The organism is Mammaliicoccus sp. H-M34 (assembly GCF_022386495.1).
GTDB classification, from domain to species: domain Bacteria; phylum Bacillota; class Bacilli; order Staphylococcales; family Staphylococcaceae; genus Mammaliicoccus; species Mammaliicoccus fleurettii.
On sequence record NZ_JAJNIK010000002.1, the window covers coordinates 18,530 to 40,318 of the forward strand.

22 protein-coding genes and 1 riboswitch are annotated in these 21,789 nt (G+C 31.1%); of the genes, 13 read left to right on the plus strand and 9 right to left on the minus strand.

Annotation, left to right across the window (positions count from 1 at the left end; all coding sequences use genetic code 11):
* Nucleotides 1-3: 3 nt before the first annotated feature.
* Nucleotides 4-1,254, plus strand: coding sequence for a phosphoribosylamine--glycine ligase (purD, locus tag LQ608_RS02340; protein ID WP_239749389.1), 1,251 nt, complete (start codon nt 4-6; stop codon nt 1,252-1,254).
* Between the two features lie 925 nt (nt 1,255-2,179).
* Here the strand turns inward: purD and LQ608_RS02345 are convergent.
* The 4 genes from LQ608_RS02345 to LQ608_RS12465 all read right to left on the minus strand — a co-directional run bounded on the left by LQ608_RS02345 (nt 2,180) and on the right by LQ608_RS12465 (nt 5,402).
* Nucleotides 2,180-2,971, minus strand: coding sequence for an energy-coupling factor transporter transmembrane component T family protein (locus tag LQ608_RS02345; RefSeq protein WP_239749390.1), 792 nt, complete (start codon nt 2,969-2,971; stop codon nt 2,180-2,182).
* Nucleotides 2,961-4,364 (minus strand): ABC transporter ATP-binding protein, encoded by a 1,404-nt coding sequence (locus LQ608_RS02350; protein ID WP_239749391.1) that lies wholly within the window; start codon nt 4,362-4,364, stop codon nt 2,961-2,963. Before LQ608_RS02350 ends, LQ608_RS02345 begins: the two co-directional genes overlap by 11 nt.
* Nucleotides 4,365-4,375: 11 nt before the next feature.
* Complete coding sequence (locus LQ608_RS02355) at nt 4,376-4,951, minus strand: ECF transporter S component (protein ID WP_239749392.1); 576 nt, start codon at nt 4,949-4,951, stop codon at nt 4,376-4,378.
* Nucleotides 4,952-5,046: 95 nt separating this feature from the next.
* A riboswitch (TPP riboswitch) is annotated at nt 5,047-5,150 on the minus strand.
* A gap of 126 nt (nt 5,151-5,276) precedes the next feature.
* Nucleotides 5,277-5,402 (minus strand): hypothetical protein, encoded by a 126-nt coding sequence (locus tag LQ608_RS12465; protein WP_275583004.1) that lies wholly within the window; start codon nt 5,400-5,402, stop codon nt 5,277-5,279.
* Between the two features lie 147 nt (nt 5,403-5,549).
* Between LQ608_RS12465 and auxA the strand changes: the two genes are divergently transcribed.
* The 7 genes from auxA to ptsP all read left to right on the plus strand — a co-directional run bounded on the left by auxA (nt 5,550) and on the right by ptsP (nt 13,451).
* A complete protein-coding gene (auxA, locus tag LQ608_RS02360; protein ID WP_239749393.1) occupies nt 5,550-6,848 on the plus strand; it encodes a lipoteichoic acid stability factor AuxA in 1,299 nt (432 codons plus the stop codon).
* 492 nt (nt 6,849-7,340) lie between these two features.
* Entirely contained in the window at nt 7,341-8,513 is a 1,173-nt protein-coding gene (locus tag LQ608_RS02365) for a class I SAM-dependent rRNA methyltransferase (RefSeq protein WP_239749394.1), read from the plus strand.
* 72 nt (nt 8,514-8,585) lie between these two features.
* A complete protein-coding gene (locus LQ608_RS02370) occupies nt 8,586-9,122 on the plus strand; it encodes a DUF697 domain-containing protein (protein ID WP_078356779.1) in 537 nt (178 codons plus the stop codon).
* 206 nt (nt 9,123-9,328) lie between these two features.
* Nucleotides 9,329-10,423 (plus strand): carbohydrate kinase, encoded by a 1,095-nt coding sequence (locus tag LQ608_RS02375; protein WP_107509338.1) that lies wholly within the window; start codon nt 9,329-9,331, stop codon nt 10,421-10,423.
* Entirely contained in the window at nt 10,420-11,337 is a 918-nt protein-coding gene (locus LQ608_RS02380) for a pseudouridine-5'-phosphate glycosidase (protein ID WP_078356781.1), read from the plus strand. The genes LQ608_RS02375 and LQ608_RS02380 overlap by 4 nt, the downstream gene beginning before the upstream one ends.
* 135 nt (nt 11,338-11,472) lie before the next feature.
* Nucleotides 11,473-11,739, plus strand: a complete 267-nt coding sequence (locus tag LQ608_RS02385; protein ID WP_016912884.1) for a phosphocarrier protein HPr — start codon at nt 11,473-11,475, stop codon at nt 11,737-11,739.
* Nucleotides 11,739-13,451, plus strand: coding sequence for a phosphoenolpyruvate--protein phosphotransferase (gene ptsP, locus LQ608_RS02390; RefSeq protein WP_078356782.1), 1,713 nt, complete (start codon nt 11,739-11,741; stop codon nt 13,449-13,451). Before LQ608_RS02385 ends, ptsP begins: the two co-directional genes overlap by 1 nt.
* A 30-nt stretch (nt 13,452-13,481) precedes the next feature.
* Here the strand turns inward: ptsP and LQ608_RS02395 are convergent, their stop codons facing one another.
* Together LQ608_RS02395 and LQ608_RS02400 are read right to left on the minus strand one after the other, a co-directional pair.
* On the minus strand, nt 13,482-14,255 hold the full coding sequence (locus LQ608_RS02395) for a metallophosphoesterase (protein ID WP_239749395.1): 774 nt from the start codon (nt 14,253-14,255) through the stop codon (nt 13,482-13,484).
* On the minus strand, nt 14,255-14,485 hold the full coding sequence (locus LQ608_RS02400) for a glutaredoxin family protein (RefSeq protein WP_239749396.1): 231 nt from the start codon (nt 14,483-14,485) through the stop codon (nt 14,255-14,257). The genes LQ608_RS02395 and LQ608_RS02400 overlap by 1 nt, the downstream gene beginning before the upstream one ends.
* Before the next feature lie 184 nt (nt 14,486-14,669).
* On the opposite strand from LQ608_RS02400, the gene LQ608_RS02405 reads away from it, so the two are divergent.
* Genes LQ608_RS02405 through LQ608_RS02415 form a run of 3 tightly spaced genes read left to right on the plus strand, consistent with a single transcriptional unit; the run spans nt 14,670 to nt 17,722 of the window.
* Nucleotides 14,670-16,016, plus strand: coding sequence for a cytochrome ubiquinol oxidase subunit I (locus LQ608_RS02405; protein ID WP_078356785.1), 1,347 nt, complete (start codon nt 14,670-14,672; stop codon nt 16,014-16,016).
* Complete coding sequence (locus LQ608_RS02410; RefSeq protein WP_239749398.1) at nt 16,016-17,032, plus strand: cytochrome d ubiquinol oxidase subunit II; 1,017 nt, start codon at nt 16,016-16,018, stop codon at nt 17,030-17,032. The genes LQ608_RS02405 and LQ608_RS02410 overlap by 1 nt, the downstream gene beginning before the upstream one ends.
* 27 nt (nt 17,033-17,059) lie before the next feature.
* Nucleotides 17,060-17,722, plus strand: a complete 663-nt coding sequence (locus LQ608_RS02415; RefSeq protein ID WP_078356787.1) for a potassium channel family protein — start codon at nt 17,060-17,062, stop codon at nt 17,720-17,722.
* Between the two features lie 58 nt (nt 17,723-17,780).
* Here the strand turns inward: LQ608_RS02415 and rnjA are convergent, their stop codons facing one another.
* A complete protein-coding gene (gene rnjA, locus LQ608_RS02420) occupies nt 17,781-19,454 on the minus strand; it encodes a ribonuclease J1 (RefSeq protein ID WP_078356788.1) in 1,674 nt (557 codons plus the stop codon).
* Nucleotides 19,455-19,667, minus strand: a complete 213-nt coding sequence (locus LQ608_RS02425) for a DNA-dependent RNA polymerase subunit epsilon (protein WP_078356789.1) — start codon at nt 19,665-19,667, stop codon at nt 19,455-19,457.
* Nucleotides 19,668-19,900: 233 nt separating this feature from the next.
* Between LQ608_RS02425 and LQ608_RS02430 the strand changes: the two genes are divergently transcribed.
* The gene (locus LQ608_RS02430) at nt 19,901-20,680 is read left to right on the plus strand and encodes a Cof-type HAD-IIB family hydrolase (RefSeq protein WP_239749399.1); all 780 of its coding nucleotides are present in this window, start codon (nt 19,901-19,903) and stop codon (nt 20,678-20,680) included.
* Between the two features lie 12 nt (nt 20,681-20,692).
* Nucleotides 20,693-20,965 carry a hypothetical protein gene (locus LQ608_RS02435; RefSeq protein ID WP_078356791.1) on the plus strand — a complete coding sequence of 91 codons (273 nt, stop codon included), beginning with the start codon at nt 20,693-20,695 and terminating at the stop codon, nt 20,963-20,965.
* A gap of 150 nt (nt 20,966-21,115) precedes the next feature.
* Here LQ608_RS02435 and def read toward each other — a convergent pair whose 3' ends face one another.
* The gene (def, locus tag LQ608_RS02440) at nt 21,116-21,670 is read right to left on the minus strand and encodes a peptide deformylase (protein WP_078356792.1); all 555 of its coding nucleotides are present in this window, start codon (nt 21,668-21,670) and stop codon (nt 21,116-21,118) included.
* Between the last annotated feature and the right edge of the window lie 119 nt (nt 21,671-21,789).

The following is a 21,789-nucleotide window of genomic DNA, read 5'->3' on the forward strand; positions in this document are numbered from 1 at the left end:
AATATGAAAGTACTTGTTATAGGATCGGGTGGAAGAGAGCATGTATTAGCTAAAAAATGTAGTACTTCAGAGTTAGTTGATAAAGTATTTGTTATTCCAGGAAACGATGCGATGACTGAAGTAGCTACAATAGTTTCAGATATAGATGAAACAGATCATAAATTAATTAGAGATTTTGTTGTAAAGCATGAAATTGAATGGGTAATTATTGGACCAGAGCAACCATTAATTGATGGGTTAACAGATGAATTAGAACAGACCAATGCTAAAGTGTTTGGACCTAATAAACAAGCTGCTCAATTAGAAGGTTCAAAAGAATTTGCAAAAAAAATCATGGAAAAATATAATATTCCAACTGCTGAATATCAAACTATTACGGATAAAGATAAAGCAAAAAAATATGTTGAACAATGTAAAATTCCAATAGTGCTTAAAAAAGATGGATTAGCTGCTGGAAAAGGAGTAATTGTTGCATTAACACGTGATGAGGCTAGAGAAGGTGTTGAGACTTTATATCAAACTCAAAATGAAAAAGTTGTTTTTGAAGAATTTCTTGATGGTGAAGAATATTCAGTTATGACATTTGTGAATAATGAGTTTGCAGTTCCATTCGATTGTATCGCTCAAGATCATAAACGTGCATATGATGGTGACAAAGGTCCAAATACAGGTGGTATGGGAGCATATTGCCCAGTTCCTCATATATCTGATGACATCTTAAAAGAAACTAACGAAAAAATAGCACAACCTATTGCAGACGCTTTAGTAAGCGAAGGAATCAACTATTTCGGATTAATTTATATAGGTGCTATATTGACTGAAGATGGTCCAAAAGTAATAGAATTTAATGCAAGATTTGGTGATCCAGAAGCACAAGTACTCCTAACTAGATTGGACTCTGATTTTATAGAAATTTTAGAAAAAGTTTATAAAAAAGAACCTATCACGCTTGAGTGGAAAGATGAAAGTGTAGTGGGTGTAGTACTTGCCTCTAAAGGTTATCCAGGATCCTATGACAAAGGTCATTTAGTTGAAGGACTTGAACACTTAAATCAATATTTTGTTAGTGCTTTGAAAAAGAATGACAAAGGGCAATATGAGAACAATGGTGGTCGAGTGATGATAGCTATCGGTATGGGTGATGATATAGAATCAGCTCAACAAGATGCTTATAACCAAGTTAGTAAAATTAAAAGTGATCAGTTGTTTTATAGAAAAGACATCGCACATAAAGCTATAAAAGCTAATAAATAAGTAAATAACTTGGACATAAATGTCCTAGAAATCTTATAAGAGCAGAAATTCAATATTAAAATTGAATTTCTGCTCTTATTTTTTATGAAAATCATTGTTGCAACTATAGACTTTGTTGGCATTTTTTTATGCGCATGCTTTCCGCGGGCATGTTCTCAGCCTGTAGTCTTCGAATCATGCTTTTCCCGCAGGAGTCAGCGCTAAAAAATGCCAAATATTAATTAAATATTTATAATATAGGTGGATTTTATTCTATGTTCAATATATATATTTATTAAATTGATCAATATGAAATGAATTACGATTTGGCAATGTAAAAGAACAGAATGCTATGAGATGACTTTATATAGAGAAATTAAAAAATATCCAAGGAAACTAAGTTTATTTGTGCTACTATTTTTCTATATAAATGTGGATTATTATAACGATTTTGTGAAGTGCTGACGCCTGAGGGAGTAGTATGTGTGAGAGACTACAGGCTCGAGCCATACCCCTAGGCAAGCATGCACATACAAAATCGTAAGATATAAAAAATAGATAATTTGAAATGATTTTGTAAAGTGCGGACGCCTGAGGGAATAGTATGCTTGAAAGACTACAGACTTGAGCCATACCTCTAGGCAAACATGCACGAATAAAATCGTAAGATAGTTATAAAAATAGTTGTAGGTAATGATTTTGTGAAGTGCTGACACCTGAGGGAATAGTATGCGTGAGAGACTACAGGCTCGAACCATACCCCTAGGCAAGCATGCACTTTACAAAATCGAAAGATTTAATAAAAAATAAACATATCACTATAACTTTAAAAAATCAGTTAAGTGATATGCTTATTTATTTTGAGTTAGGATTTATGTCCTAAGCATTTTTACATTGCGTTATACTTCATTCTTTTGGGAAAGGTATGGTCAAATATAACGCAATGTTATCTAATATCAGAAATGCTTGTTATAGGTATATAAATACTTAATAAGTACGCAACAACTACAAGCAAAATCGTCATTAGAACAAAATATAAATCTTTCATTGTAATAGGTACTTTATAATAGTAAGTTCTTTTTTGATTCGTAAATCCCTTTGCTTCCATTGCCACAGCTAATCTATGAGACTTTCTAATGCTTTGACTTAAAGTAGGTATAAGTAAATGATTTACCCATTTCAATCCTTTACGATTACTTTTGTCTATAACTGAATACCTCATTTTTAAAGCTTGTCTTAATTGCATAAATGAACTAAACATAATTGGTATCAATCTAATTGAAGCCATAAAAGCATAAGCAATTTTAGGTTTTAACTTTAAATGTTGCATGAAACTGTAAAACACGAAAATAATTTGAGAAGTAAAAGGAATGACCATGCCATAAAATGAAATGACGAGTGTACGCATTGTTACATGTAAACCTCTTAGTAAACTCTCATTTGTTATATGAATGATCCCTAACTGAAATATAGTATTATCTCCTTCACCATAAAAAATCATAAACAAAGAAGAAGTAAATCCAAAGAATAATGTAATCATAATTACAATAAGAAGAGGTAACCATTTAACACCACTCATTATAATTAAATAAATAAACATTATAAGGGTTAAATAAATCATGAAATCAAAATCATGAATAAATATTGCAAAGAAAAATAATACTATGCCTAATAAAAGTTTGGTTAAAATATTTACATCATCTATAAAAGTAGAATATTTTTTCCAATTAGTTAACATGTGATTCACCACCGTTAACGTCTAATTGATGATTGTTAATGACTAATGTTCTTGTAGCATATCTTTCTATTATTTCATTTTCATGCGTGATCATTAATATAGTTTGTCCTTTGCGAACTCTTTCATGAAATAACTTGATAAGTTCAAAAGTATTATGACTATCCAAACCAAATGTTGGTTCGTCTAATAAAATAATTTCTGAATTAGTACTTAATGCTGTTGCTACACTTAAACGTTTCTTTTGGCCAATAGATAGTTCAAAAGGATGTTGGTCTTTAACATGATACAAGTTTAAAAGATTTAACATTTCATTAGTTTTTACAATTGCGGTTTCTTTGTCTTGGTAAGAAAAATTTATCAATATTTCATTAAAGACAGATATTTCTATAAACTGTAATTCTGGGTTTTGATAGACAAAGTACATATGTTTAGATGCATCTTTAACTTTTTTTAATTGTTTATTCTTATATTTAACTTGTCCATTATATTTTATAAGTTGCATTATACTTTCTAAAAATGTAGTCTTACCAGAACCGTTTTGTCCTGTAAGTGCAATCCATTCACCACTATTAATAGTTAAGTTATCTATTGTAAAAAGTTTTCTGTTACTTCTTAAAATATCTAAATCTTTAATTGTTAATAAAGATTCTTGTGCGGAAGATTTATTTTTTAATTGAGGTGCATAGTTCCAAGAAAGAGGGTGCCATACACCATACTGATTTAAAATATCTATATGATTTTCCAATATATCAGATGGAGTACTATCGTGTGTGATTTGTCCTTGTTCATTCATAACAATCACTCTATCGACAAAATTCCAAATATAATCAACTTTATGTTCTACAATTACAACAGTTTGATCTTTCCAATGTTGCATTATTAAGTCCCAAAGTTGCGTTGTAGATTGATGATCGAGCATAGCTGTCGGTTCATCTAAAAATAATGTTCGAGAATCTTGTAATAATATAGAAGCAATAGCTAATTTTTGTTTCATACCACCACTTAAACGGTTGATTTTTAACGAGGCATCAGCATTTAAATTCACTTTATTCATTGCTTCATTAATCAATCCATCCATCTCTTTGGGATCTACATTCATATTTTCAAGTACGAAAGCTAATTCTTCTTTAATCTCAGGCATACAAAATTGTGTATCAGGATCTTGAAAAACAACTCCTGGAAGTGTGTCGATAGTTTTAGAATCTAGTTTCATTGGAATATCCAATGACCTAGGTATAATGCCGTTTAATACATTTAGTAATGTACTTTTTCCTGAACCACTTGGACCTAATAATAGTACTTTCTCTTTATCATTAATTTGAATATCTAAATTTTTAAATATAATGCGTTCATCGTCTGGGTATTTAAGTCTTAAATTTTTTAGTGATAACAATTGGTTAACTCCTATAGTAAGTCATAGTCTTTTTTAGATGCAGGTCTAAATAGTTTAGTGACGCCAGTCTGATCAAGCGCTCTTACAATTGCATATCCTAAAGCGCCGCCTACAATAGCACCACTTAAAATTCTAATTGTGAACATCAAAATTACATTCCATAATGCAACATCACTTAAATAATTATAAAACCAATCAATCGGTAACGTAATAATACCTGCCAACATTCCGGCAACAATAGCAACTGATAATTTTCTATATTTATAACGAACTACTAAAAATACAATTTCACAAGCTAAACCTTGAAGTAATGCATAAACAAAAGTAGGTATATCAAATTGTCCCATTACAATTGTTTCGCCAGCACCAGCAGCAAATTCTGCAAGTAAAGCTACACCTGGTTTTTGAATAATTAAATACGTTATAATTGCTGCTATAAACCAAAAACCATATACGGATTGTTCTAAATGTAATCCTAAAGGTTTTAATATTTCATATGGAATCCATAAAAATTTATAAATGATTGCAAATAAAGCACCAATTAAAACTGTGACCAAAATATCAGATAAAGTTAATCTCTTTGACATGCTAATTATCTCCTTTTTTATAAAAAAATGTGCACTCCTATATCTAAATAGAAGCGCACAAAAATATTGTTATCATTTATAAATGAATATTATTATATGATTTACGAACACTTTCCTACGCTAGTATCATCTAGATCAGGTACAAAGGGTTCAGACCTTCTCATGTCTGTCTCAGTTTAAAACACCCCTAGTGCATTTATTAAATTGTTATCACTACGATAAGTCTTATCATGCCTTTTGTCAATAGGTTATAATGAACAAAAAAATACCCTATGAAAAGATAGAATGTTTTCCATAGGGTATTTTTTAGAACTACGAAAGTTGTTTATTCAAATGTATCTTGAATATTATCTTTTGTTTCGTCTTGTCCATTTTTATCGTCTTTATTATTTTCTTGTTCTTGTTTCTTAGCTTTTTCTGCTTCGTCTTTATGTTTATCGTTATGTGTCATAAATAACACTCCTTTAAAATGTATGATATTATTATATACCCAACTACATATGAGTTTTAAACTTAATGTACTACTTGGGACTGATTTTCAATTTAATTAAAGACATTTGAAAATGAAACAATTATAATGTTCAATGAGGTGAAGAACATGTCTATAAAGAAAAAAAGCTGGGAAGTTCATTTTAGTCGTATTATAGGAATATTCATTTTAATTACCGGATTACTTATATTATTTAATGCACCACGTATTAAAGATTATAATATCAAGGAATCAAATGATATCCATATAAGAAATATTTGGGACTTTTTTGTAGCTTTTTTTGATGAGTTGGTTAGAATATTGCACCATTATATTGGTGGTTTTCCTGTAATAGCAGCAATAATAATATTACTATTTGGTATATTTATTTTACTGATTGGACGTACTTTAAGAAGAACAACGAATTATGATTATGACATTTCTATATTTTATATCGGCTTGACGATAATATTAATGATTGTCATGATGATGACGATGTTCCAAGTTTATAGTTTTGCGTCATTCTTATTTATTATCCCATTCAGTATTCACATTGGATATGTTGTTTATAAAAATGAGCTTAATCCGATGAAACGGAAACAGCATTATTTATGGATTATCATTTCTTATGGTATATGTTATTTCATTTCTCAATTTGCAATGAACCATAACATTGATGCAGAAAATGTAAAGCCTATCGATGTAATGAGTGTTAATTTATTCTTTGTATTATTATGGTGCTTTAGTCAAATGTCCGTATGGATTAGTTTATATTTAAGAAGATCTTTACCAGTAAGTGATAAAGATATTGAAATGGTTAATGATGAAAAACACTCAAGAGCAAATAATAATTTATTAACAAGTAAAATATTTAGCATATCTGAAAGTTTTTATGAAAAATCACAAAGCCTGAAGCAAACAACTTTAGAAAAGTTTAACTCTGAAGAAGCAATTGCTAAAAGAAAAAAACGTAGTGAAAAATGGAAAGAAATTATAAAAATTGAAGATGATGATATTCCGAAATGGATGAGAAGACCAAAATGGTTAAAGAAAAGCTATATAGAATGGATTTGTACAGCAATTTTATTCTTATTTACTTTTATTGAGTTTAACAATCGTAATGGCTTATTCTTATCAGGAGAATGGAAATTATCACAAATTCAATATGTGTTTGAATGGTTAACATTATTTATAATGTTGTTGCTTATCATTTTATATGCATACTTTAATTACACGACAAACTATAAAAATAAAAATAATTTTGGGAAACTATTCGTTATATCAGCACTGTTCTTTGAAATTGCAACGACCTTCTTTGTCTCAGCAATTCAAACATCACAGTTCTCAGTATTCATAACACCAATTTCATTTTTACTATTATTGTTTGTAACACCAGCATTTATAATTCATCTAAAAAAATCTTTCTAGAGCAATATAGTCAAAACCTGCCAACAAAGTCGAACTTTGTTGGCAGGTTTTTTATGTTTTAGAGTATCAGTATACTTTTTGTAGGACTTTTTTATTCACACAACAAGTAAGTAGAGTAAATATGGATAGCTATAGTGACAAAACTGGAGAGAAGCGTAAACAAGGGCAACTATATTCACACAACTTAAGAGTTATATAACATTTTATATATATAGATTAAAATAAATATTTAGCTTGATAGTGAAATTAAAAATGTAAAAAGTAAATATTTTTAATGAATTTCTTTGGAAAATGTATTGCACGGAATAATCTTATCCTTTATACTAATTTTAGTAAGCGTTTACATAAAAGGGGATCAAACTTTCTGGGGGAAATTTTGATTAATAAATTCGGTTAACAGAGTATTCTAAAGGGGGATACTCTGTTTTTTTGGCGTTTTGCGTAATATACGTTATAATATGTGAGACATTTCGAAAGGATGGCCAAAAAATAATGAAACAGTTAATGCTCAAAAGAGGTAAAGAAGATAAATATTTAAGAGGTTTCCCTCTTGTTGAAAAAGATGATGTATTTGATATGCCAAGTACAGATGAAGGTGAATTAGTAGCGCTTGTAGATTCTGGTAAAAGATTTATTGCTACAGCTTATTATGGTGAACAAAATAAAGGTATCGGTTGGGTATTATCTTTAGATTCAACTGAAAAGATAGATCATAACTTTTTTGTAAATCTATTTAAGACAGCTAAAAGTGAAAGAGAATATTATGATCATGTTGATGGTATAAATGCATATAGAATATTCAATGCTGAAGGTGACGGTATTGGTGGATTGACAATTGATTATTACGACGGACATTTACTGATTCAATGGTACTCTGTAGGTATTTATCGTTTGAAAGATAGATTGTTACCTGCTATTAAAGAAGTATTTGAATATAAATCTATTTTTGAAAAAAGAAGATTTAAAGGAATGGAAACTGCATCTGATTTTGTTGACGGAACAGCACCTGGTTTCCCATACGTAGTGGAAGAAAATCATTTATATTATAATATCGACTTAGACGATGGACCGATGACAGGTATTTTCTTAGATCAAAAAGATGTACGAAAAAAATTAAGAGATCATTATAGCGAAGATAAAGATGTGCTGAATTTGTTCAGTTATACTGGTGCTTTTTCTGTTGCAGCAAGTGAGAATGCTAATTCCACGACTAGTGTAGATTTAGCAAACAGAGCAAGACCACTTACTGAAGCTAATTTTGGATTAAATGCTATTGATTTGAATAATAATCATATTTTCATCATGGATGTATTCGATTATTTCAAATACGCTCTTCGTCACGGTTTGAGTTATGATGTAGTTGTTATTGATCCTCCAAGTTTTGCTCGTCATAAGAAAAAAACATTTAGCGTTCAGAAAAATTACCCAGAATTAATTGAAGGGTCTTTAGAACTATTAAATGAACAAGGTACTTTAGTATTAAGTACAAATTCAAGTGCTTTTCCTCAAAAAGCATTTAAGAAGATGATTAACCAAACATTGGATGCGCTAGATGTAGATTATACAATTACAGATGTAATGGGCTTACCTAAAGACTTTAAGAGCCATCCACATTACAAACCGAGCAAGTATTTAAAAGTAGTGTTTGTCCAAATAAATGGTTAAAATTTCCTAAAACGGGTATAAGTTAATATTCTAGTATTGAATACTAATGAAACTGTGAGGAGATTGAACACAATGGGTATTTTTAATAAAATTAGTACAAAAGCAGGAAATAAAGCATTAGGCATAGAAGAAATTAAAAAACGTTCTGAGTTACCAGTAACACAAGATGAATTATTAGAGCGTAGAAAAAGAGCTAAAGAATTAGTTTATAAAAAATCATTAATGTCATCTGCAGCGAATGTAGTTCCTATCCCAGGATTAGGTGTGGGTATGGATATTAAACTTATGGGTGATATTATTGAAGATATCAATAAAATTTATGGACTAAGTCATAAACAAGTGAACAAAATGCAAGATGATTTAAAACAAAAAGTGCTTACATCAGCTGCCATGAAAGGTAGTCAATTCATAGGACAAAAAGTTACTAATGCTATGGTGAAAGTATTCTTTAAATCAGTAGTTAAACGTGAAGCAGCTAAACAATCAAGATGGATACCACTTGTAGGTCAAGCTGTTGCTGGCTCAATTAGTTATTATTTAATGAAAAAAATGGGTGACGACCACATTAAGAAATGTGAAACAGTTATTCAAGAATTTATAGGTGAATAGTGTTATGAAGAGAGGATGGGACAATTAATTTGTCCCATCCTCTTTTCTTATTTTTCTTGGGAGTAGGATGACGAAGTCTATTTTTATAAAATTAGACCTCTGTACTACTTCTTTTATTTTAAATTTGCATTTTAAATGAAAACGCTTTATAATGAATTTGTAAACATAAGTTCTAAAAATAAACATTTGTTTGTGGGGTGAGTTATTTGAATGAAAATGAAAAGTTAATACTTAATTTAATTAAAGAGAACCCTTTTATTTCACAACAAGAATTATCAGATAAAGTTGGTTTATCAAGACCAGCTGTTGCAAATATAATATCAGGATTAGTAAAGAAAGAATATGTGCAAGGAAAAGCTTATGTATTAAATGAACAAAATCCTATTGTTTGTATAGGTGGTGCGAACATTGATAGGAAGTTTCATGTAACAGACAAATTAGTACAAGGTACTTCGAATCCCGTTACATCTGAATCATCTATTGGTGGAGTTGCAAGAAACGTCGCAGAAAACTTAGGACGTATAGGTGAAGATGTACTTCTATTAACAACTTCAGGAAATGATGCAGAGTGGCAACATATTGCTGATTTATCGTCACCATTTATGAATGTAGATTATGTTGAGAAAATTTCTAGTGAAGCTACAGGTAGTTATACAGCATTGTTAGATCAAGATGGAAATATGACGATGGGGCTCGCGGATATGTCAGTATATGACAAAATTACGCCAGAGTTTATGATTAAAAATACTTATTTATTAAATAAGTCGAAATGTATCATTGCTGACTTAAACTGTCCTAAAGAAACACTTGAGTTCTTATGCTCATATGCGGAGAAAAAACAAATTAAACTTGTACTGATCGCTGTTTCAGGACCAAAAATGAATAGACTTCCAAACAATTTACACGCAGTAGATTGGTTGATTTTAAATAAAGATGAGGTTGAATCATATGTTGGTAAAGAAGCACATTCAGAATTAGAATTACAAAGTTATATGAGTGAGATTAAGTCATTAGGTGTTAGCAATTTAATTGTTACATCTGGTAAAGAAAAGATATTTTATGTAGGTACAGAGGGACAACATGAGTTTCAGGTTAAAGCAGTAGACCGTGTTGTAGATGTAACAGGAGCTGGAGATGCTTTTACATCAGCATTAATTTACGGATGGCTGAAATCATATGATATAGAACAAATTGTTAATTTAGCTAGAGCAAATGCTTCAAAGACTATTAAAACATCTTACACAGTTAGACAAGATTTAGATAGAAAACAACTAATAAAAGACATGGAGGAAATAAAATGAAAAACTATATTCAATTTTCAAAAGAGGTAGAAAAAGCTAAACAGGAAGATAAAGCAATCGTTGCATTAGAATCTACAATTATTTCACACGGTATGCCGTACCCACAAAACGTAGAAATGGCTAAAAAAGTGGAGCAAATTGTAAGAGACAATGGTGGAGTTCCAGCAACTATAGCAATTATTAATGGAGAAATAAAAATCGGTTTAAATGATGAAGAGCTAGAATTATTAGCAAGTGCAGAAGATGTTGCCAAAGTTTCAAGAAGAGACATTGCAGAAATATTAGCTACTAAAAAAATCGGTGCAACTACTGTAGCATCAACTATGATTTGTGCTCAATTAGCTGATATTAAATTCTTCGTAACAGGTGGAATCGGTGGTGTTCATAAAGGCGCAGAACATACAATGGATATCTCAGCTGATTTAGATGAACTTTCAAAAACTAAAGTAGCAGTAATTTGTGCTGGTGCAAAATCAATCCTTGATTTAGACAAAACTTTAGAATATTTAGAAACTAAAGGTGTACCAGTGGTTGGCTATCAAACAGATGAACTTCCTGCATTCTTTACAAGAGAAAGTGGTTTGAAATTAAATACGAGAATCGATGATGTAAAAACAATTGCACAATTAGCAGAAGTACAATGGGATTTAGGATTAGATTCAGGTATCGTAATTGCGAACCCAGTTCCTGAAGAAGATCAATTAGACTCAAGTTTTATTAATGGAATTATAGATAAAGCAGTTGCAAAAGCTGAAAAAGAAGGCGTTCATGGTAAAGATTCAACACCATTCCTATTAGGTGAAATTGTTAAACAATCTGATGGAAAATCATTAGAAACAAATATTAAACTTGTTGAACATAATGCTAAAATTGGAACACAAATAGCTGTTGAATATTCGAACCTATCAAAATAAAGTAGAATTGTATCAAATAACTGCATAGTTATGTAATTTGATTGAATTGTAAGTGTTTTTTTGATATTCTTTAATCGTATAGATAAAATTTGATTTTATACAAATTAAATATAGGAATTAGAAGGAGACAATAAAATGGAACAAAATTCTTACGTAATAATTGACGAAACGGGTATTCATGCAAGACCAGCAACTATGTTAGTACAAACTGCATCTAAATTTGATTCAGATGTACAATTAGAATATAACGCTAAAAAAGTAAACTTAAAATCTATTATGGGTGTAATGAGCCTAGGTGTTGGTAAAGATGCTGAAATCACTATCTACGCTGAGGGTAGTGACGAGAAAGAAGCGATCGAAGCAATTACTGAAGTATTATCAAAAGAAGGATTAACTAAATAATGTCTGAAATTTTAAAAGGGATAGCTGCATCTGATGGTGTGGCTATTAGCAAAGCATATTTATTAGTTGAACCTGACTTATCATTTTCTAGCGAAAATATCAGCGATGTAGATGGCGAAGTTGAAAAGTTCAAAGCAGCTGTTAACCAATCTAAAGTTGAATTAACTCAGATTCGAAATAATGCTGAGAAACAACTTGGAGCTGATAAAGCTGCGATTTTTGATGCACATTTATTAGTGTTAGAAGATCCAGAATTACTCAATCCAATTGAAGAAAATATTCGCAATAATAAAGTTAATGCGCCAACAGCATTAGAAGAAGTATCTTCAAATTTCATTACGATTTTTGAAAATATGGATAATGAATACATGAAAGAACGTGCGGCAGATATCCGTGACGTTTCGAAACGTATTTTGGCTCATATATTGGGAGTAGAGTTGCCAAATCCTAGTATGATTAATGAAAGCGTTATTATTGTTGGTGAAGATTTAACACCATCTGATACAGCACAACTTAACAAAGAATTTGTTAAAGGTTTTGCTACAAACATCGGTGGAAGAACTTCACACTCAGCAATAATGAGTCGTTCATTAGAAATTCCTGCTGTAGTAGGTACAAAAGATATTACTAGCCGAGTGAAACATGGAGATAGTCTTATCATTGATGGTCTATCTGGTGATGTAATTATTGACCCTACAGAGGATGAAGTTCAAGCTTACGAACAAAAGCATACTAACTTCTTAGCTGAAAAAGAAGAACTAGCGAAACTTGTTAATGATGAATCTGTTTCTAAAGACGGAGTTCATGTAGAACTTGCAGCTAATATTGGCACACCTAAAGATTTAACGGGTGTTAAAAATAATGGTGCAGAAGGTATCGGTTTATACCGTACTGAGTTTTTATACATGGGTAGAGACAATATGCCTTCAGAAGAGGAACAATTCGAAGCTTATAGTAAAGTGTTAAAAGAAATGGACGGTAAACGTGTAGTTGTTCGTACTTTAGATATTGGTGGAGATAAAGAATTATCTTACTTAAACTTACCTAAAGAAATGAATCCATTCTTAGGATATAGAGCTATTCGCTTATGTCTAGACCAAACTGACATCTTTAGAACACAATTAAGAGCATTATTACGTGCATCTGAGTTCGGTAAATTAAATATCATGTTTCCAATGATAGCTACAATTAAAGAATTCAGAGACGCTAAAGCAATCTTGCTAGAAGAAAAAGAGAAATTAGTTTCTGAAGGTGTTAAAGTTGATGATGATATCGAAATCGGTATTATGGTAGAGATTCCGTCAACTGCAGCACTTGCTGACATCTTTGCTAAAGAAGTTGATTTCTTCAGTATCGGTACAAACGATTTAATCCAATACACAATGGCAGCTGATCGTATGTCTGAGCGTGTTTCATATTTATACCAACCATATAACCCAGCAATTCTTCGCTTAGTTAAGCAAGTAATTGAAGCTTCACATAAAGAAGGTAAATGGACAGGTATGTGTGGAGAAATGGCTGGAGATAACACGGCAATTCCATTATTACTTGGATTAGGCTTAGATGAATTTTCTATGAGTGCGACAAGTATTCTTAAAGCAAGAAAACAAATCAAACAATTAGATCAAAAAGAAATGCAAGAATTAGCAAGTCGTGCTATTAACTGTGCAACTGAAGAAGAAGTTGTAGAACTTGTTAATGAATTATCATAAATGGTAAATAAAAAGTAGGGCGTGATTTACTCACGTCCTACTTTTTTTAGCTTTAATATTAAATATGGCAATTTCAGGTGAACAAAATATTCTAATAGGTAATCTCGTCATGCCTATACCTTTGTTAACAAATAGATGCTGCTGTCTTCTAATATGATATAAACCTTGAATATATTTTTTGCCAAAAGTAGGTGTATATAATGCACCAATTTTAGGCACGCGTACTTGGCCTCCATGCGTATGGCCAGATAATACTAAGTCGATGTTAGGGTCCAACAATTTAACTTTATCAGGTTCATGCATCAAACCTATTCTATATGCAATAGGACCATCTGCTAATTGGAAAGAACTATTAAAATTTGGTTGACCGAAACATATATCGTCTATTCCATGTATTAAAATATTACCAGCTGGAGTCACAATTTTATAATAATCATTTAGTAGTAATTGAAAACCTGACTTTTTTATGATGTTTAATACGATTTGTATACCGTTTGACCCGTAATCATGATTGCCAGGAACGAAAAACTTACCATATTTTGATTGAATCGTTCTAAATAAAGGTATAACAAGATAAGGATCAAATGAAGCATATTTGATATTGTCAAAACAATCACCAGTAAAACAAACTATATCCGCCTCTTGTTTGTTTATTAAAAGAACAAGTTGATGTAAGTCTTCTAAAGTAGAATAATAGCCTAAGTGTAAATCTGAAATATGGACTATCTTTAAATTAGTAGATAAATTACTTTGCAGTGAATGCGTTACTAACTTTTTTTTAGAATTTGGAAAATGAAATTTCATCAGTTTATACCTAAAGCTTCATTGAAAGAATTTATATCAACTTGGTAAAAAACTTTTTCATTAATAAGAACAGTAGGCGTTGAAAAGCTATCTAAATCTATTAATTCGTTTTTGAACTGTTTATTTTTAATATTTTTTTCAGTATATTCAATTTCCTTTTCCTTGAAATATTGTTTAACAAATTGGCAAGGGGGACACTGATCTTGTGTGTAAATCGTAACTTTATTCATTGTTTTCACCTCGACTTTATATAGTCATATTATAACGATTTTTTATTGTGTTCAACGATTATGTTTAATAATGCCACTAATTTGTCATTACTTTGTAAATGTTAAACATTTTATTAATGTTTAAAATGTTGTATAATGAGTTTAAATTGTGATATAAATCACAAACGTTGAATGGAGGAATATTATGGATGCAGTAGTTATTAGTCGATTACTGACTGCTATGACCTTGGGATTCCATATCATATTTGCAACAATTGGTGTAGGTATCCCATTAATGTTTGCTATTGCCGAATTCATAGGTATTAAGAAAGACAATCCTATGTATATTGCTATGGCAAAGCGTTGGTCTAAAGGTTACACAATTACTGTAGCAGTTGGTGTTGTTACAGGGACGATTATTGGATTACAATTATCATTATTGTGGCCGTCATTTATGCAATTAGGTGGTCAAGTTATTGCGCTACCATTATTTATGGAAACATTTGCCTTTTTCTTTGAGGCGATTTTCTTAAGTATTTATCTATATACTTGGGATAGATTTAAAGGAAAATGGACACACTTTTTAATTAATTTACCAGTTATAATTGGTGGAACATTCTCAGCGTTTTTCATTACATCTGTGAATTCTTTCATGAATACGCCTAGTGGTTTTGATTTTATTAACGGGAAATTAATGAATATTGATCCATTAGCAGCAATGTTTAATGCATCATTTGGGGTAAGATCATTCCATGTAATTGCGACTGCTTTTATGACAGCTGCTTTTATTTTGGCAAGTATTGCAGCATATCGTTTAATCAAGAATAAATTCATTGACGATAAAGAATATCATAAAAAAGCACTTAAACTTACTATGACAGTAGGTCTTATTGCGAGTTTATTCGCTATGCTTGCAGGTGATTTATCTGCAAAATTTTTACATGAAGAACAACCAGAAAAGCTAGCAGCTATGGAGTGGCATTTTGAAAGTGAATCAAAAGCTGACCTTGTATTATTTGGACTAGTAGATGAAGATAAACAAGAAGTTAAAGGTGCTATTAAAATTCCTGGAGCGCTAAGCTTCTTATCAGATAATAATTTCAATACTGAAGTAAAAGGGCTAAATGAATTCAAAAGTGATGAAACACCACCGCTTATTATTCATTATTTCTTTGATTTAATGGTGTTCTTCGGTGTATATTGTTTTGCAGTTTCAGCATTGTTCATCGTATTAAAATGGTTCAAGAAATGGTCTCAATATAGTAAACCTATATTGTATTTAGCTGTTTTGACAGGTCCATTAGCAATGCTAGCTATAGAATTTGGTTGGTTCTTAGCTGAAATGGGTAGACAACCTTGGATATTACGAGGCTATTTAAAAGTTGCAGATGCAGCTACACATGCTGATGGTTTAAGTCTAGTATTTATAGCTTTTGCAATTCTTTATTTAATACTAGGTATTTCATCAAGTTATGTTCTTATTAGAATGTTCAGTCATAGTAAAGCTACGGATGATGTGAATAAAATAATAGACAGAAAGGGTGAAGTATAATGGATTATCAACATATAGGAATCACTGTACTTTGGCTCTTTTTGTATGGTTATATCATTATCGGTGCAATAGATTTTGGTGCTGGGTTCTTTGCTTTTCATGCAAAATTAACAAAACAAGATCATATTATTAATAATTTAATATCTAGATATTTAAACCCAGTTTGGGAAGTGACTAATGTATTCTTCGTATTCTTCTTTGTTGGAATAGTTGGATTCTTTCCAGACTCAGCATATTACTTTGGGTCAACATTATTGATACCAGGTAGTATAGCATTAATACTATTAACAATACGTGGTAGTTTCTATGCATTTGAAAACTATGGACAAGATAGCAAGTTGTCTTGGTTATTCTTATATGGTGCTACAGGTTTACTTATTCCTGCATCATTTTCAACAATATTGACGATAGCTGAAGGTGGATATATTAAAGAAACAGATAAAGGAGTCAGCTTGCAATGGGTTGAATTATTGCTAAGTCCTTATGCTTGGGCGGTTGTCTTTTTAGCGATTATCTCTGTATTGTACATTTCTTCAGGATTCTTAACATTTTATGCAAATAAAGCAAAAGATTCTGAAGCATATCACTTATTGAGACAGTGGTTCCTTATTTGGGCAGTCCCAATGATTGTTATTTGTCAATTTGTATTCTTATCATTAAGACAACATAATGAAGACCACTTTAATAACGCTTTAGGTAGTTTCTGGTGGTTATTTGGTTTAAGTATCGTATTCTTCATTATAGCAGTTGTACTTATTTACTTTAAAAAAGCGCATGGTGTTGCATTTATCATGATTTTATTACAATTTGGAACTGCATTTTTCGGATACGGTATTAGTAAATTACCGTATATTCTATATCCGTTTATAAATATTAATAAAGCAGTTGTAAATGATCAAATGGCATTAATGCTTATTATCGTATTTATTTTAGGTTTACTTTTACTTGTTCCATCGCTAATATTATTATTAAGATTATTTATCTTTGATGCAGATTACGTTAAAGGTAAAAAATAATAACAATCAAAAGTATGGAGGCATATCATGAGTAAGGAATATGTAGTTATAGGCTTAGGTCGATTTGGTGGAAGTATTGTTAGAGAACTAAATGCCTTAGATATGGATGTTATGGCCATTGATGCTGATGAAGCGAGAGTAAATGAATATAGCGATATCGCCACACATGCGGTTATTGCGGACACTACAGATGAAGCAGTGATGAAGAGTTTAGGTATAAGAAACTTTGATCATGTCATTGTAGCAATTGGTGAAAATATTCAAGCAAGTACACTGACTACTTTAATTCTTAAAGAATTAGGTGTTAAGAAAGTTACTGCTAAAGCTCAAAATGATTACCATGCTAAAATTTTAAATAAAATTGGTGCAGATACAGTTGTTCATCCAGAAAGAGACATGGGTCGACGCATTGCACATAATGTAGCAAGTGCATCTGTTTTAGACTACTTAGAACTATCAGATGAATATTCTATTGTTGAAATAAAAGCAGGGGAAAGACTTGCTGGAAATTCGATATTAGAATTAGATGTTCGTGCGAACTTTGGCATCAATATTATTGCTGTAAAAAGAGGGAAAGATATTATCGTTGCGCCAGATCCAAATGAAAATATAGAATATCATGATATATTAATTGTGATAGGCCACGATAATGATTTAAATAGATTTGAGAAAAAACTTGTAAATGAATAACATGTAGTAAAAAAGCACCGATAATGTCAATTGACATTATCGGTGCTTTTAAATATTATTATTTTATTTTCATGATTATTGGTAAAATCATTGGTTTACGAGCTGTTTTTTCATATAAATATGGTTGTAATGCTTCAGTAATCGTAGCTTTTACATGATGCCATTCTACTTTTTCGTTATTATTTAACTTTTCAATTACTGATTTTTTGATTAATCGTTGTGCGTCGTAAATTAAATGTCCTGATTCTCTCATATAAACAAAGCCTCTTGAGATGATATCTGGACCTGAAAGTAATTGTTTTGTTTTGAAGTCAATACTTACTACAACAATGACAAGACCTTCTTCTGATAGAACTTTACGGTCTTTAATAACGACATTGCCGATATCTCCGATACCGTTACCATCAACAAATACATTGCCTGAAGGTATACGTCCAGCATATCTTGCTGAATCTTTAGTAAGTGCTAGTACATCTCCAATTTCATAAACAAAGATATTGTCAGGATCTACACCACAGTTAATACCTGTTTCGCTATGTTTTTTAAGCATTCTATATTCACCATGTATTGGCATGAAATATTTTGGCTTAATTAAACGTAGCATTAATTTTTGTTCATCTTGTGAACCATGCCCTGATGTATGAATGTTAGATAATTTACCATGAATAACATCAGCACCAGCTTTATACAATGAATTGATAGTTCTATTAACACTCTTAGTGTTACCTGGAATAGGTGAAGAACTAAATACAACAGTGTCATCTGGAATAATACTTATTTGTCTATGTGTACCGTTGGCAATTCTAGAAAGTGCTGCCATAGGTTCACCTTGTGATCCAGTACATAAAATAAGAATTTCATGTTTAGGAACTGAATTGATTTTATTAGGTTCAATAAATGTTTCTGGTGGTACTTTAATGTAGCCTAATTCAGTACCAATCTTAATGTTGTTTTCCATTGAACGACCGAAGACAACAATTTTACGATTGTACTTCACAGCTGCTTCAACGGCTTGTTGCACTCTGTAAATATTAGATGCAAATGTTGCGAAGATAATTCTACCTGAGCATTTACGGAATATTTCATCTACATTTTGTCCAACTTCTTTTTCACTTAAAGTAAAGTTAGGCACCTCTGAGTTAGTAGAGTCTGATAATAAACAAAGAACGCCTTCTTCTCCAAGTTGAGCCATTTTGGCAATATTTGCAGGCTTACCTACAGGCGTGAAATCAAATTTGAAATCTCCTGTATGGACGATTTTTCCTTCTGGTGTATCTGCAATAATACCGTAAGCTTCAGGGATACTATGCGTTGTTAAATAGAATGAAATTTTGAAGTGCTTAAATTCATAAACAGAATCTTCGTCAATTTCATTTAATTGAGCTGTTTTAAGTAGGTGATGCTCTTCCAGTTTATTTCTAATAAGTCCTAATGCTAATGGACCACTATAAATCGGAACATTCATTTGTTTTAATAAGAATGGAACACCACCAATATGATCTTCGTGTCCATGAGTGATAAATAAAGCTTTCACTTTATGTTTATTTTGAATTAAGTACGTATAATCTGGTATCACGTAATCGATACCAAGAAGATCATCGTCTGGGAATTTTATACCCGCGTCTATAACGATAATTTCATCTTGATATTCGAGGGCGTACGTGTTTTTACCAATTTCACCGAGACCACCCAGTGCGTATACGCCTACTTCATTTTTTTGTAGAGGTTTCATTTAGATAGTCTCCACATTAAAATGATCTGATTGTTTTTCATAATCTAAATGAGCGCCCTCTAATTTTTGGACAAATTCGATATTGTAATTACGGTCTGTTAAATATCTTCTAACTTGTTCTTCAGTTTGTCCTTCAAAATACTTTGTTTGTGTACTTTCACGTACAATTACTTCACTTTTATCTTCTTGAAAAAATACTTTAAATACTGCCATATATAAATCCTCCTAGGTTAATTAACATAAATAAAGCCCTAGTTTTAAGTCTAGGGTTAGTCAATTTTGAAATTTGATTCCCGTTCAATTTGAAAAGTAGCTATATAAATAAATATAGATACCCTTTTAATAAGTTCATTTTACATGATAATTAGAGATAAATAAAGATATTTAACTAAATCTTTCATATATATTGATTATGGACTAAAATAGATATAAGGAGGCGATCAAAGTTGAATAAGAAATTAATATTTTTCGACATAGATGGAACAATCTATGATGAAGATAAAAATATACCGAAATCTACAATCACTGCCATAAAACAATTAAAAGAAAAAGGGCATATAGTTGCAATTGCAACTGGAAGAGCGCCTTACATGTTTAAAGAAGTCATTAAAGAAACAGGAATAGAAACTTTTGTTTCACTAAATGGACAAATTGTTGTTTATAATGGAGAAATTATTGGGAAACACCCGTTAGATAAAGAGGAATTAACTAATATAGTAGAAAAAGCACATACAAATAATCATCCACTAGTATTTTTTGGTGAAACAGCAGTATATGCAAATGTTGAAAGTGATAATCACATATCAGAAAGCTTAGGATCATTAAAAATGGATTATCCTGAATATCACAATACATATTATCTCGAACATCCAGTTTACCAAGCACTTATTTTCCATACTGAGGATGAAGATGATAAATATGATGATAAATTTAAATCATTGAAATTTTATAGATGGCATACATTAAGTAGAGATGTTGTACCGAATAATCGATCGAAAGCAGAAGGAATAAAAGAACTAAGTGAAAAATTAGGTTTTCCACTCAGTGAAGTAGTTGCTTTTGGAGATGGTCCAAATGATATTGAAATGATTTCAGAAGTAGGTCAAGGCGTCGCAATGGGAAATGCAGTTGACGCATTAAAAACAGTTTGTGATTATGAAACTAAATCAGTTGGTGAAGATGGAATATACTATGCATGTAAAGAATTAGGTTTGATAGACGAATAGGATGTGAGATGAATGGATAAAGTCGAACGTATTATCAAAACAGTCGAAAATGAAAAGGGCAGAACTGACAAACAATTCAAAGGTATTGAATTTAATATACGTAGAAATGAAGTTGTTATGATTTATAATTATGATGAAGTGGTTAATAACGTACAACAAGACCCTCACTATATTCGACATAATAAAGACCCAGAATGGTTAAGTTTAGACGAGCTAGCTGTAATTCAAAAAGCTTTAAAAGAAAAAGATATTCATTTTATAGAACGCAGAGACGAATTTATGTAGATAGTGTTTTAATTAAATGAAGATACAACAACTAAATTAATAGCTAAAACGCACGATATCTCGAAAGTCTTCGTGCGATTTGACTAAATTAAACTGCAAAAAGATGCTGAGACAATTAATTTGTCTCAGCATCTTTAATTTTGTAACTATTTAGTTGATTTCAACTGCATCTTCTAAAGGCATGAATGGATCTTCTTGATTTATGTGATCGTAGAACATCACACCATTTAAATGGTCAATTTCATGCTGCAATACGATTGCTGGATATCCTTTAAATCTTTTTTTAAATGGATTTCCTTCTATATCAAATGCTTGAATTGTTATTTTAAAGTTGCGGTGTACTAGACCAGGTTTAGATTCATCTACACTTAAACAACCTTCTCCACCATTTAAATATGCTTTTTGTACACTATGGCTCACAATTTTAGGGTTGATAAGTTGTAGTTCAATTGAATTACCTTTGCCATCATCTTGGATATACACGGCTAACATTTTTTTTGAAACGTTTATTTGTGGCGCTGCTAAGCCAACTCCTGAACGTAATCCATATTTTTTAGCTAAGTCTTCATTTTGTGAATTTTTTAGGAACTCTAACATTTCATTTAAAGTTTCTTTATCTTCACTTGAAATAGGCAATTCTACTTCATCGGCTTTTTTTCTAAGTGTTTCGTGGCCGTCACGAATAATATTTTCCATCGTAATCATTTACATACACCTTCCTCATATAAAATATATCAAAATCTACTCAGTTTTACATCTATTATTGATTGTATAAATAAAAAAAACAGAGTAACATGTTTATAGATATGTAAGGAGGCAATATA